Raw genomic sequence first — 11452 nt, forward strand, 5'->3', positions numbered from 1 at the left:
TAAAAGTTTAGGTTCATGGGGTTTAACCCCATGAGTCCTTTCTACTTTAAGAAACCTTGATAGTGTCTCATTAACATTTGTGCTTCTACTTGCTTCATTGTCTCTAAAGCAACCCCAACTACGATCAATAATGCTGTTCCACCAAAGGCGATTTGCATTCCAGTAATTCTCATTAAGATTGTCGGTAATAGAGCAATTGTTGCTAAGAATACAGCACCTGCTAAAGTAATTCTATTTAAAACTTTATTAAGGTAATCTGTTGTTGGTTTACCTGGTCTAATTCCAGGAATGAATCCACCATGCTTCTTCATGTTTGTAGAAATTTCTACTGGATTGAAAGTAATCGCAGTATAGAAATATGTGAAGAAAATAATTAGTACTGCACTTAACAGTGAGTAGATTACTACTCCCCAGATATTGATACTATTTGGATTCAACCAAGTTGCAACCCAGTTTGCAAATCCGCTATCTTGACCAAAGAAAAGTGAAATCGTCTGTGGGAAAGATAGTAAAGACATAGCAAAGATTACAGGAATTACACCTGATTGATTCACCTTTAATGGAATATGGGAACTTTGTCCACCATACATTTTTCTTCCTACTACTCTTTTCGCATACTGTACAGGTATCTTACGAGTACCTTCTTGAATGGCAACAACTGCTGCAATAATTACTACAGATAATGCTAAAAATACAATTAGGGATATTGGTGATAAAGTTCCTTGCTGTAATTGGAACCAAATTTCTTTAATACTAAAGGGTACTCTAGAAACAATTCCAGCAAAGATTAATAGCGAAATGCCGTTACCTATTCCTTTTTCAGTTATTTGCTCTCCTAACCACATTAAGAAGGCTGTACCAGCCGTTAATGTAAGAACCACAACAGTTACACTGAAGGGATCTCTACTGATTAAGGCACTACCAAATAAACCGATACTGATACCTGCAGCTTGAATTAATGCCAGTACAACCGTAGCATATCTAGTATACTGGGCAATTTTCTTTCTTCCTTCTTCGCCTTCCTTAGCCATTTCTTCAAGACTTGGAATAGCGATAGTAAGAAGTTGCATAATAATGGATGCAGTAATATATGGTGTGATACTTAGGGCAAAGATCGTCATATTTCCAAAGGCTCCACCTGAGAACAGGTCAAAGAATCCAAGTAAACCAGCTTGAGATACGATAGCTCTAACGTAATCAATATTAATTCCTGGTACTGGGATTACAGATCCTAAACGAAATATAACTAACATCATAAAAGTATAGACGATTTTGCTTCTTAAGTCCGGAATTTTCCAAGCATTTCTTAAGGTTGATATCACCTTATATCACCTCTACCTTTCCTCCAGCAGCTTCAATTTTCTCTACAGCTGCTTTGGTAAATTTGTGAGCTTTAATTGTTAAGCTCTTTTCTAAGTTACCATCACCCAAAATTTTGATACCGTGTTTTTCAATTTTCTTAATGAAGCCTTCAGCTTTTAAGAATTCAGCTGTAATTTCAGTACCATTTTCGAATCTATTTAAATCTTCAACATTAATTACATTGTATTGCTTCTTAAATACGTTAGTGAAACCTCTTTTAGGGATTCTTCTAACAAGAGGCATTTGTCCCCCTTCGAATCCTACTCTAACGCCACCGCCGCTACGAGCATTTTGACCGTTATGACCTCTACCAGCAGTTTTACCAAGTCCACTACCAGTACCTCTACCTTTTCTTTTAGTGCCTCTTACGGCACCTTTGGCAGGTCTAAGTTCATGTAACTTCATGTCTACACCTCCTTTGTTTCCATTAGATTTCAGTCACTTCAACCATATGTTTTACTACATCAATCATACCTCTAGTTTGAGGATTGTCTGGTTTCTCAACCATTTGACCGATCTTCTTTAAACCTAAAGCTTCGATTGTTTTTCTTTGCTTTGGTAAAGAACCGATAACACTTCTAGTTAATTTTATATTAATCGCTTTTGCCATGGAATTTCCCTCCTAACCTAAGAGTTCTTCTACGGACTTACCTCTTAGTTTCGCAACTTCTTCAGCTCGCTTCAATTGCTTTAATCCATCCATAGTTGCATTTACCATATTTCTTGAGTTGTTTGTACCTAAAGATTTAGCTCTTACGTCCTTAAGACCAGCTAATTCTAAAACGGCACGAACAGGACCACCAGCGATGATACCAGTACCCTCTCTAGCAGGCATGATTAATACGTTACCTGCTCCGAAATGACCAAGTGCTTCATGAGGAATTGTTGTTCCAACAATTGGTACATGAATAAGGTTTTTCTTAGCATCTTGGATTCCTTTTCTGATTGCATCTGGAATTTCCATTGCTTTTCCTGTTCCAACTCCAACATGGCCGTTCTCGTCACCAACAACAACCAATGCTGCAAATCTAAAGTTTCTACCACCTTTAACAACTTTAGTAACACGTCTTATATCTATAACTTGTTCTTTAATATCAAGTTGGCTCGCATCTATCAACTTATTACGTTGCATCTATTTCCCTCCTTCTTATTAAAACTTAAGTCCAGCTTCTCTTGCACCTTCAGCTAAAGCTTTAACTCTTCCGTGATAGATGTATCCACCACGGTCAAAGGTAACTGTTTCAATTCCTTTTTCTAAAGCTCTCTTAGCAACTAATTCTCCAACTAATTTTGCTGCTTCTTGGTTACCAGTAGCTTCTATCTTAGACTTGATTTCTTGGTCTAAGCTTGAAGCAGCTACTAGAGTATTACCAGCAACATCATCTATGATTTGTGCGTAGATATTAGTTAAACTACGATACACGTTTAATCTTGGACGTGCAGGAGTACCAAAGACTTTACCACGGACTCTTGTGTGTCTTTTTTTCCTTGTAAGGTTTTTGTTTACCTTTTTAAACACCTAGTATCACTCCTTTCAGATTACTTACCTGTCTTACCTTCTTTACGTCTGATGTACTCACCAGCATATTTAACCCCTTTACCCTTGTATGGCTCAGGCTTTCTCTTCTCTCTGATTTTAGCAGCGTAGTTTCCTACTTGTTGCTTGTTGATTCCCTTTACAAGAATCTCAGTTTGAGAAGGAACTTCGATTGTAAGGCCTTCTGGATCTATCATTTCAACAGGATGTGAATACCCTAAGCTTAATACAAGCTTGTTACCTTGCTTGTTTGCACGGTATCCAACACCTACTAATTCTAATTTCTTTTCATATCCTTTAGTAACTCCATGAACCATGTTAGCTACAAGTGTTCTTGATAAGCCGTGTAGGGACTTATGCTTCTTGTTGTCAGTAGGTCTGATAACGTTTAATACGTTACCTTCTTGCTGAATCTGAATATCTCTGCTAATTTGTTCACTTAATGTTCCTAATGGTCCTTTAACAGTAACTAAGTTATTACTGTCTACATTTATTTCAACACCTTGTGGTAATTCAATTGGCTTATTACCGATTCTTGACATACTTGCACCTCCTTATAAGTTAATTGCTACTACCAGATGTATGCAATTACTTCTCCACCAACGCCTTCTTTTCTTGCAACTTTATCAGTTACAATACCTTTTGAAGTAGAGATAATTGCAATTCCTAAACCACCTAATACTCTTGGAATCTCATCCTTCTTCGCATATACTCTAAGTCCTGGTTTAGAAATTCTCTTAATACCAGTTAAAACCTTCTCTTTATTTTTTCCGTACTTTAATTGTACTCTTAAGATACCTTGTTTACCATCTTCAATGACATCAAACCCTTTGATAAATCCTTCATTTAAAAGGATGTTAGCAATTTCTCTCTTAAGGTTTGAAGCAGGAACATCAACAGTTTCATGTTTCACTGCATTAGCATTTCGAACACGGGTCAGCATATCTGCAATTGGATCTGTCATTGTCATATTCTTTACCTCCTCCCCAATTTACCAGCTGGCTTTTTTAACCCCAGGTATTTGGCCTTTATAAGCTAATTCTCTAAAACAAATACGGCATATACCGAACTTTCTTAAAACCGAATGTGGTCTTCCACAGATGTTACATCTTGTGTATTCTCTAGTTTTATACTTTTGCTTTCTCGCTTGTTTAACAATCAGAGATTTTTTCGCCACTATTTTCCCTCCTTACCTTACTTTACAAAAGGCATTCCCATTAATCTCAATAGTTCTCGGCACTCTTCGTCTGTTTTTGCTGTTGTTACAAAAACAATATCCATTCCACGAACTTTATCAACTTTATCGTACTCTATTTCAGGGAAAATTAATTGTTCCTTTAGACCTAAAGCATAGTTTCCTCTTCCATCAAAAGAGTTAACGCTTACTCCTCTAAAGTCTCTTACCCTTGGAAGTGCAATGTTCATAAGCTTATCAGCAAAATAGAACATTTTTTCTCCTCTTAGTGTAACTTTAGCACCAATTGGCATACCTTCACGGATTTTAAAGTTAGAAACAGATTTCTTAGCTCTAGTAGTAACTGGTTTTTGTCCAGTAATCATTTCTAATTCCTTAACAGCTACTTCTAAAGTTTTAGAATTATCCTTAGCTTCACCAACACCTACGTTGATTACAATCTTTTCTAACCTAGGAATTTCCATAATATTAGAGTATCCGAACTTTTCCATCATAGCTTTTGCAACTTCGTTGTTATACTTTTCTTTCAATCTAGTCATGCTGAAATGTACCTCCCTTCATACAGGCTTTATCTATATCTCTTCTCCAGTCTTTCTACTGATTCTTACTTTTTCACCGTTGTTTAAAACCTTAAATCCAACACGAACGCCTTGACCAGCCTTCTTGTCAAATAACATAACATTTGATACATGGATCGGTGCTTCTCTATTTATAATTCCGCCCTGTTGCATTTGTTGGTTAGGTTTTTGGTGTTTAGTGATTAAGTTAACGCCTTCTACGATCACTCGGCTATCTTTAGGCATAGCTTGAAGAACTTTACCTTTTTTTCCTTTGTCTTTTCCGGAAATAACTACTACTGTATCACCTTTCTTAACATGCATTTCATGACACCTCCTTGATTATAATACTTCTGGAGCTAATGAAACGATTTTCATAAAATCTCTATCTCTTAGTTCTCTTGTAACCGGACCAAATATACGAGTTCCTACCGGTTGCTTGTCGTCTTTTATGATTACCGCAGCATTTTCATCAAACTTGATATATGAACCGTCTTTACGTCTAATATCTGAAGCTGTTCTTACTACAACAGCCTTAACTACTTGACCTTTCTTTACAACTCCGCCTGGTGTTGCGCTCTTAACAGAACAAACGATGATATCTCCTACTCTTGCGTATCTTCTCTTTGTACCACCAAGTACACGGATACATAATAATTCCTTTGCTCCAGAGTTGTCAGCAACTTTAAGACGTGACTCTTGTTGAATCATAGTGAAACCTCCCTTCGCTTTTAAGCCTATTTTGCCTTTTCAACGATTTTAACAAGTCTCCATCTCTTATCTTTAGATAATGGTCTTGTTTCCATAATCTTAACACGATCTCCGATTTGACACTCATTCATTTCATCATGAGCCTTAAATTTAATTGTTCTTTTAACGGCTTTTCCGTATAATGGATGACGTACAAAGTCTTCTACAAGAACAACAATTGTCTTATCCATCTTGTCACTTACTACACGACCGATTCTGGTCTTTCTAAGCCCTCTTTCCATGAAAATTGGCCTCCTTTCTTACCCAACAATTTGATTTATGCCTTAACCTGCTTAATCTCTCTCTCACGAACGATTGTTTTGATCTTAGCAATGTCTCTACGGACACTACGAATTCTTAAAGGGTTTTCAAGCTGGCCTGTTGCTAACTGGAAGCGCAAATTAAATAATTCGCCTTTTAAATCGATTAATTTTTGATCTAATTCAACATCTGTCATGTCTCTTAAAGAATTAGCTTTCATCAGCTTCACCACCCTTTGCTTCTAATTCTTGTCGTGTAACAAACTTACACTTGATTGGTAATTTATGAATAGCAAGTCTCATTGCTTCTCTTGCCTTCTCTTCTGATACTCCTGCTAGTTCGAACATAACTCTTCCTGGTTTTACAACCGCAACCCAGAATTCTGGTGAACCTTTACCGGCACCCATACGAGTTTCAGCAGGTTTCTTAGTTACTGGCTTATGAGGGAAAATTTTAATCCAAACTTTACCCCCTCTTTTGATTGATCTAGTCATGGCGATACGGGCAGCTTCTATTTGGTTTGATGTAATCCAAGCTGGCTCTAAAGCCATGATTCCATATTCACCGTAAGAAACTTTGTTTCCTTTTAGGGCTTGACCCGCCATTTTGCCTCTATGAACTCTACGACGTTTTACTCTTTTAGGCATTAACATGCACTATTCCTCCTTCCTATAAGGCTGAAAGCTATTTCGCTTCTCTTTTTCTTCCCCTTTTAGCGTCTGCTTTAGGAGCTTCTACCGTTTCTTCAACTTTTGCTCTACCTTTAGTAGGTAAAACTTCTCCTTTATAGATCCAAACTTTAACTCCAAGTTTTCCGTAAGTTGTATCTGCTTCATGGAATCCGTAATCTATATCTGCTCTTAATGTGTGTAGCGGTACATTTCCTTCGTTGTATCCTTCAGTACGAGCCATCTCTGCTCCACCAAGTCTACCAGAAGTTGAAACCTTAATACCTTTAGCACCTGCTCTGATTGCTCTTTGCATCGCTTGCTTCATTGCTCTTCTGAAGGAAACCCTTCTTTCTAATGAAAATGCAATGTTTTCAGCAACTAATTGAGCATCTAAGTCTGGTCTTTTAACTTCTACAACATTTACTAGTACTTGCTTACCTTTTGCAATTTTTTCAAGGTCTTTTCTTAAATCTTCTACACCTTGACCACCCTTACCAATAACCATTCCTGGTTTAGCAGTGTGTACATTTACTTTTACTCTATTGTTAGCAGCTCTCTCAATCTCAGTTTTTGATACTCCGGATAAGAAAAGCTTCTTTTTTACGTATTGACGGATCTTATGATCTTCCAATAAGAAACCTGAAAAGTCTTTCTTGTTGGCGAACCATTTTGTATCCCAGTCCTTGATTACTCCGACTCTCAATCCATGAGGATTAACCTTTTGACCCATTCTTTTCCCTCCTTGATCCTATTTTTCTTTTAAAACTACTCCGATGTGACTTGTTCTCTTTCTGATAGTCGTTGCTCTACCCATTGCTCTTGGTCTAAAACGCTTCATTGTTGGCCCTTGGTTAGCAAAGATTTCAGAAACGAAAAGTCTTTCACGATCCATGTTGTGGTTGTTCTCAGCGTTTGCTACTGCTGATTGGATAACTTTATATACGATCGGTGCTGAAGCCTTTGGCGTAAACTTTAAGATAGCTAAAGCTTCATCTACCTGCTTACCTCTTACAATATCAACTACTTGTTGCGCCTTTCTAGGTGCAATTCGTACATACCTAGCGATTGCTCTTGCTTCCACAATGACAACCTCCTTTCATAATGAAAACTATATTATCTTCTTTTAGTCGTTTTATCATTATCATCATGGCCTCTATAAGTTCTTGTTGGAGCGAACTCCCCTAACTTATGTCCAACCATGTCTTCTGTTACATACACAGGTACATGCTTTCTTCCGTCATGTACAGCAACTGTGTGACCGATCATATTTGGGAAAATAGTGGAGGCTCTTGACCAAGTCTTGATTACCTTTTTCTCACCATTTTTATTCATTTCTTCGATTTTTTTGTATAATCCAGCATGAATAAAAGGCCCCTTCTTCACTGATCTACTCATTATATTTCCTCCCTTCAGAATATTATACGATTCCTCTATCTACTCTGAAATTATTTCTTTCTTCTAGAAACGATTTGCTTGTTGGAAGCCTTTTTCTTGTTACGAGTTTTGTAACCAAGAGCAGGTTTACCCCAAGGAGTAACTGGAGACGGTCTACCGATTGACGTTCTACCTTCCCCTCCACCGTGTGGATGGTCGTTAGGATTCATTGCAGAACCTCTTACTGTAGGTCTAATACCCATATTTCTTTTTCTACCAGCTTTACCGATTGTAATGTTTTCGTGCTCTAAGTTTCCAACTTGACCAATCGTTGCTTTACATTCGATACTAATGTATCTAATTTCGCCAGAAGGTAATCTTAATAATGCATTTTTTCCTTCTTTAGCCATCAATTGTGCTGCATTACCAGCCGCTCTTGCAATTTGTCCACCTTTACCAGGCTTCATTTCGATATTGTGTACTACTGTACCAACAGGAATATCTTTTAATTGTAAAGCGTTTCCTGGTTTAATATCTGCTTCAGGACCAGATTGAACTTTATCTCCAACCTTTAATCCATTTGGAGCGATGATATATCTTTTCTCACCATCTACATAGTGTAATAATGCAATATTAGCAGTACGGTTTGGATCGTACTCGATTGAAGCTACCTTTGCATCAATACCATCTTTATTTCTTTTGAAGTCGATAATTCTATATTTTCTTTTATTTCCGCCACCACGATGACGAACGGTAATTTTTCCATGCGCATTTCTACCACCAGATTTTGTTAGAGTTTCTAACAAGGATCTTTCTGGTTCTACCTTAGTGATTTCATCAAATGTAGAAACAGTCATTGATCTTATCCCTGGTGAAGTAGGATTAAACTTTTTAATACCCATTTAAATTCCCTCCTTCTTATTTCCAGGCTATGGGCTACATGCCATCAAAGAATTCTATTTCTTTGCTGTCTGGTGTTAATTTTACGATAGCTTTCTTCCAGTCCGCTCTCTTACCAACATTAGCACCCATTCGCTTATATTTACCAATCATATTGATTGTATTCACTTTGTCAACTTTAACTCCGAATACTTTCTCAACGGCCTTTTTGATTTCAGTTTTGTTGGCTCTTTTGCTTACAACAAAAGTGTACTTCTTTTCAGCCATTTGAGTCATACTTTGCTCACTTACAACAGGTTTAATAATGATATCATGTGGATTCATTATGCGTACACCTCCTCCACTTTTTCAACAGCATCCTTCGTAATGATGAACTTGTCAAACTTTAAGATGTCATACACATTTAAAGTATTTACAAGGGCAGTCTCTACTCCAGGAATGTTATTTGCTGATTTGATTACTGCTTCATTCTTTTCTGCCATAACGATTAAGGCTTTTTTCTCAACGTTAAGGTTTTTAAGAATATTTACCATATCTTTTGTTTTAGGAGCGTTTAATTGTAACTCATCTAAAACGATTAATTCATTAGCGTTTACTTTAGATGTTAAAGCAGATTTCATCGCTAATCTTCTTACCTTCTTAGGTAATGTATATCTGTAGTCTCTTGGCTTCGGTGCGAAGATTACTCCCCCGCCTGACCATAGTGGAGAACGGATCGTACCAGCTCTTGCTCTACCAGTTCCTTTTTGTCTCCAAGGCTTTCTTCCTCCACCTCTTACTTCTGAACGAGTTAAAGCAGATTGAGTACCTTGTCTTTTATTTGCTAATTGGTTTTTTACAACCTCATAAAGTACGTGTTGGTTTACTTCTACTCCGAAAACATTATCACTTAATTCCATTTCACTGACTTGTTGTCCTGAAACGTTTAAAACAGCTACCTTAGGCATGCTATATCCTCCTTTCTCTAGTTAGATTATTTTCCAGTTTTAATTGTTTCTTTAATAGTTAATAATCCACGCTTTGGTCCAGGTACTGCCCCTTTAACTAATAGAGCATTTCTTTCAACGTCTACCTTAACAACTTCAAGATTTTGAATTGTTATTTGAACGTTTCCAGTTTGTCCTGGTAACTTCTTACCTTTAAATACTCTACCTGGTGATGTAGCAGCTCCCATTGAACCTGGTCTTCTGTGGTATCTAGAACCATGGGCAGAAGGACCACTTCTTTGTCCGTGTCTTTTAATAACCCCTTGGAATCCTTTACCTTTTGAAGTACCGGTAACATCTACCTTGTCTCCAACTTGGAAAAGATCTGCCTTAACTTCTTGACCTACTGTAAATTCTGAAGCGTTTTCTAATCTAAACTCTTGTAAGTTTCTCTTAATAACTACTCCAGCCTTTGCAAAATGTCCTTTTAAAGGCTTAGTTACGTTCTTTTCTTTAATTGAACCATAACCAATTTGTATTGCATTGTATCCATCAGTTTCAGTCGTTTTAACCTGTGTTACAATGTTAGGTTCAACTTCTATTACTGTTACTGGAACAACAATCCCGTTTTCATCAAAGATTTGAGTCATTCCAATTTTTCTTCCGACAAAACCTTTCATATTTACACCTCCTATAATCTTACAGCGGATTACACGATCCGTATAATCATACTAAGACAGGATGAATCGAAACCATCACTTTATCTTAGCGTTAGGCCCTATGCCTATAACTTAATTTCAATATCAACACCTGCTGGTAAGTCTAGTCTCATTAATGAGTCTACAGTTTTTGGTGTTGGGTTTAAGATGTCGATCAATCTCTTGTGAGTTCTCATTTCGAACTGCTCTCTAGAGTCTTTGTACTTGTGAACCGCTCTTAAAATTGTAATGATTTGTTTTTCAGTAGGTAGTGGTACTGGACCAGAAACCTCTGCACCGCTTCTTTTAGCAGTCTCAACAATTTTCTCAGCTGATTGATCAAGTACTTTGTGATCATACGCCTTTAACCTAATTCTGATTTTTTGCTTACTCTTGGCTGTTGCCATAGTATTCCCCTCCTTTGCATCGCACGTGATTTCTTTTACGTACGACCTAGACCAATATACACTTTTCCGGGTGTGTCGATATTTTTTTAAAATATTTTCTGCCCGATGTATAAGTAGTCTTGTCGCCCGATTCATTGATCAAGACATTTCTCAGCGAAAATTTCCTAAAGAGCAACCTTCCGCTTCATCGCAGTCCTTTCATACACTAACTAGTATATTTTATAACATATACAGCAAAATATCAAGCCTATTTTCAAGTTTTGACAGGCTTTTTTTTATTTTTTTATGACTTTACTTATTCTGGAAGTTTTTTTTATCATTTCTTCTCAATAAGTAGTGTCCCTCCCCTAAGGATTCACAATTTTCTTGAAAGTTAATCATAAATTTTAAGGTTTATATGGCAAAATTAGAAGAAGAGTAAACTCTTCTTCTAATTAATTGCCTTGTAGGTTACATCTATTAGATTACTCGATGATAGAAGCTACTACTCCTGCTCCTACTGTTCTTCCACCTTCACGGATAGCGAATCTTAATCCCTCTTCTGTTGCGATTGGAGCGATTAATTCGATTTCCATTGTAATGTTGTCTCCTGGCATTACCATTTCTACTCCGTCTGGTAACTTGATGCTTCCTGTTACGTCTGTTGTTCTGAAGTAGAACTGTGGTCTATATCCATCAAAGAAAGGAGTATGTCTTCCACCTTCTTCTTTCTTTAATACGTATACCTCTGCCTTAAACTTTGTATGAGGATTGATTGTACCTGGCTTAGCTAATACTTGTCCTCTTTCGATTTCTTGTCTTTGGATTCCTCTTA

General features: G+C 37.1%; 23 protein-coding genes. All 23 read right to left on the minus strand.

Annotated elements, in window-relative coordinates; genetic code table 11:
• Positions 1-41: 41 nt before the first annotated feature.
• On the minus strand, positions 42-1322 hold the full coding sequence (secY, locus tag T335_RS0111210) for a preprotein translocase subunit SecY (protein WP_026477635.1): 1281 nt from the start codon (positions 1320-1322) through the stop codon (positions 42-44).
• Between the two features lies 1 nt (position 1323).
• Entirely contained in the window at positions 1324-1767 is a 444-nt protein-coding gene (rplO, locus tag T335_RS0111215; protein WP_026477636.1) for a 50S ribosomal protein L15, read from the minus strand.
• Positions 1768-1789: 22 nt separating this feature from the next.
• Positions 1790-1972 (minus strand): 50S ribosomal protein L30, encoded by a 183-nt coding sequence (rpmD, locus tag T335_RS0111220; protein WP_026477637.1) that lies wholly within the window; start codon positions 1970-1972, stop codon positions 1790-1792.
• Positions 1973-1984: 12 nt separating this feature from the next.
• Positions 1985-2494: a 30S ribosomal protein S5 gene (rpsE, locus tag T335_RS0111225; protein WP_034328309.1), complete on the minus strand. Its 510-nt coding sequence runs from the start codon at positions 2492-2494 to the stop codon at positions 1985-1987.
• An 18-nt stretch (positions 2495-2512) separates the two neighbouring features.
• The gene (gene rplR / locus T335_RS0111230) at positions 2513-2881 is read right to left on the minus strand and encodes a 50S ribosomal protein L18 (RefSeq protein ID WP_026477639.1); all 369 of its coding nucleotides are present in this window, start codon (positions 2879-2881) and stop codon (positions 2513-2515) included.
• Positions 2882-2901: 20 nt separating this feature from the next.
• Complete coding sequence (rplF, locus tag T335_RS0111235) at positions 2902-3441, minus strand: 50S ribosomal protein L6 (protein ID WP_026477640.1); 540 nt, start codon at positions 3439-3441, stop codon at positions 2902-2904.
• Positions 3442-3470: 29 nt separating this feature from the next.
• Positions 3471-3869 carry a 30S ribosomal protein S8 gene (rpsH, locus tag T335_RS0111240; protein ID WP_026477641.1) on the minus strand — a complete coding sequence of 133 codons (399 nt, stop codon included), beginning with the start codon at positions 3867-3869 and terminating at the stop codon, positions 3471-3473.
• Between the two features lie 21 nt (positions 3870-3890).
• Entirely contained in the window at positions 3891-4076 is a 186-nt protein-coding gene (locus T335_RS0111245; protein ID WP_026477642.1) for a type Z 30S ribosomal protein S14, read from the minus strand.
• Between the two features lie 17 nt (positions 4077-4093).
• Positions 4094-4633, minus strand: coding sequence for a 50S ribosomal protein L5 (gene rplE / locus T335_RS0111250; protein ID WP_026477643.1), 540 nt, complete (start codon positions 4631-4633; stop codon positions 4094-4096).
• A gap of 33 nt (positions 4634-4666) precedes the next feature.
• On the minus strand, positions 4667-4975 hold the full coding sequence (gene rplX / locus T335_RS0111255) for a 50S ribosomal protein L24 (protein ID WP_026477644.1): 309 nt from the start codon (positions 4973-4975) through the stop codon (positions 4667-4669).
• An 18-nt stretch (positions 4976-4993) separates the two neighbouring features.
• Positions 4994-5362 carry a 50S ribosomal protein L14 gene (gene rplN / locus T335_RS0111260; protein WP_026477645.1) on the minus strand — a complete coding sequence of 123 codons (369 nt, stop codon included), beginning with the start codon at positions 5360-5362 and terminating at the stop codon, positions 4994-4996.
• A gap of 26 nt (positions 5363-5388) precedes the next feature.
• A complete protein-coding gene (gene rpsQ / locus T335_RS0111265; RefSeq protein WP_026477646.1) occupies positions 5389-5643 on the minus strand; it encodes a 30S ribosomal protein S17 in 255 nt (84 codons plus the stop codon).
• Between the two features lie 35 nt (positions 5644-5678).
• Positions 5679-5882: a 50S ribosomal protein L29 gene (gene rpmC, locus T335_RS0111270; RefSeq protein ID WP_026477647.1), complete on the minus strand. Its 204-nt coding sequence runs from the start codon at positions 5880-5882 to the stop codon at positions 5679-5681.
• Positions 5872-6315, minus strand: a complete 444-nt coding sequence (rplP, locus tag T335_RS0111275; protein WP_026477648.1) for a 50S ribosomal protein L16 — start codon at positions 6313-6315, stop codon at positions 5872-5874. Before rplP ends, rpmC begins: the two co-directional genes overlap by 11 nt.
• 31 nt (positions 6316-6346) lie before the next feature.
• The gene (gene rpsC, locus T335_RS0111280) at positions 6347-7063 is read right to left on the minus strand and encodes a 30S ribosomal protein S3 (protein ID WP_026477649.1); all 717 of its coding nucleotides are present in this window, start codon (positions 7061-7063) and stop codon (positions 6347-6349) included.
• 18 nt (positions 7064-7081) lie between these two features.
• Positions 7082-7414 carry a 50S ribosomal protein L22 gene (rplV, locus tag T335_RS0111285; protein WP_026477650.1) on the minus strand — a complete coding sequence of 111 codons (333 nt, stop codon included), beginning with the start codon at positions 7412-7414 and terminating at the stop codon, positions 7082-7084.
• A gap of 32 nt (positions 7415-7446) precedes the next feature.
• Positions 7447-7728, minus strand: coding sequence for a 30S ribosomal protein S19 (gene rpsS, locus T335_RS0111290; RefSeq protein WP_026477651.1), 282 nt, complete (start codon positions 7726-7728; stop codon positions 7447-7449).
• A 50-nt stretch (positions 7729-7778) separates the two neighbouring features.
• A complete protein-coding gene (gene rplB, locus T335_RS0111295) occupies positions 7779-8609 on the minus strand; it encodes a 50S ribosomal protein L2 (protein WP_026477652.1) in 831 nt (276 codons plus the stop codon).
• A 34-nt stretch (positions 8610-8643) separates the two neighbouring features.
• Entirely contained in the window at positions 8644-8934 is a 291-nt protein-coding gene (rplW, locus tag T335_RS0111300) for a 50S ribosomal protein L23 (RefSeq protein ID WP_026477653.1), read from the minus strand.
• Positions 8931-9554, minus strand: a complete 624-nt coding sequence (gene rplD / locus T335_RS0111305) for a 50S ribosomal protein L4 (protein ID WP_026477654.1) — start codon at positions 9552-9554, stop codon at positions 8931-8933. The genes rplW and rplD overlap by 4 nt, the downstream gene beginning before the upstream one ends.
• Positions 9555-9580: 26 nt before the next feature.
• Complete coding sequence (rplC, locus tag T335_RS0111310) at positions 9581-10213, minus strand: 50S ribosomal protein L3 (RefSeq protein ID WP_026477655.1); 633 nt, start codon at positions 10211-10213, stop codon at positions 9581-9583.
• A 104-nt stretch (positions 10214-10317) separates the two neighbouring features.
• Positions 10318-10638 (minus strand): 30S ribosomal protein S10, encoded by a 321-nt coding sequence (rpsJ, locus tag T335_RS0111315; protein WP_026477656.1) that lies wholly within the window; start codon positions 10636-10638, stop codon positions 10318-10320.
• 464 nt (positions 10639-11102) lie between these two features.
• The coding region (locus T335_RS0111320) for an EF-Tu C-terminal domain-related protein (protein ID WP_026477657.1) at positions 11103-11452 on the minus strand (350 nt) is incomplete at its 5' end.

The sequence above is a fragment of the Alkaliphilus transvaalensis ATCC 700919 genome, assembly GCF_000621485.1.
In the GTDB taxonomy this organism is placed as follows: Bacteria; Bacillota; Clostridia; order Peptostreptococcales; family Natronincolaceae; genus Alkaliphilus; species Alkaliphilus transvaalensis.

Coding starts and splice junctions, on each gene's coding strand:
- rplO (WP_026477636.1), bottom strand. CDS start 1,767: ATGAAGTTACATGAACTTAGACCTGCCAAAGGTGCCGTAAGAGGCACT.
- rpmD (WP_026477637.1), bottom strand. CDS start 1,972: ATGGCAAAAGCGATTAATATAAAATTAACTAGAAGTGTTATCGGTTCT.
- rpsE (WP_034328309.1), bottom strand. CDS start 2,494: ATGCAACGTAATAAGTTGATAGATGCGAGCCAACTTGATATTAAAGAA.
- rplF (WP_026477640.1), bottom strand. CDS start 3,441: ATGTCAAGAATCGGTAATAAGCCAATTGAATTACCACAAGGTGTTGAA.
- rpsH (WP_026477641.1), bottom strand. CDS start 3,869: ATGACAATGACAGATCCAATTGCAGATATGCTGACCCGTGTTCGAAAT.
- rplE (WP_026477643.1), bottom strand. CDS start 4,633: ATGACTAGATTGAAAGAAAAGTATAACAACGAAGTTGCAAAAGCTATG.
- rplX (WP_026477644.1), bottom strand. CDS start 4,975: ATGCATGTTAAGAAAGGTGATACAGTAGTAGTTATTTCCGGAAAAGAC.
- rplN (WP_026477645.1), bottom strand. CDS start 5,362: ATGATTCAACAAGAGTCACGTCTTAAAGTTGCTGACAACTCTGGAGCA.
- rpsQ (WP_026477646.1), bottom strand. CDS start 5,643: ATGGAAAGAGGGCTTAGAAAGACCAGAATCGGTCGTGTAGTAAGTGAC.
- rpmC (WP_026477647.1), bottom strand. CDS start 5,882: ATGAAAGCTAATTCTTTAAGAGACATGACAGATGTTGAATTAGATCAA.
- rplP (WP_026477648.1), bottom strand. CDS start 6,315: ATGTTAATGCCTAAAAGAGTAAAACGTCGTAGAGTTCATAGAGGCAAA.
- rpsC (WP_026477649.1), bottom strand. CDS start 7,063: ATGGGTCAAAAGGTTAATCCTCATGGATTGAGAGTCGGAGTAATCAAG.
- rpsS (WP_026477651.1), bottom strand. CDS start 7,728: ATGAGTAGATCAGTGAAGAAGGGGCCTTTTATTCATGCTGGATTATAC.
- rplB (WP_026477652.1), bottom strand. CDS start 8,609: ATGGGTATTAAAAAGTTTAATCCTACTTCACCAGGGATAAGATCAATG.
- rplD (WP_026477654.1), bottom strand. CDS start 9,554: ATGCCTAAGGTAGCTGTTTTAAACGTTTCAGGACAACAAGTCAGTGAA.
- rplC (WP_026477655.1), bottom strand. CDS start 10,213: ATGAAAGGTTTTGTCGGAAGAAAAATTGGAATGACTCAAATCTTTGAT.
- rpsJ (WP_026477656.1), bottom strand. CDS start 10,638: ATGGCAACAGCCAAGAGTAAGCAAAAAATCAGAATTAGGTTAAAGGCG.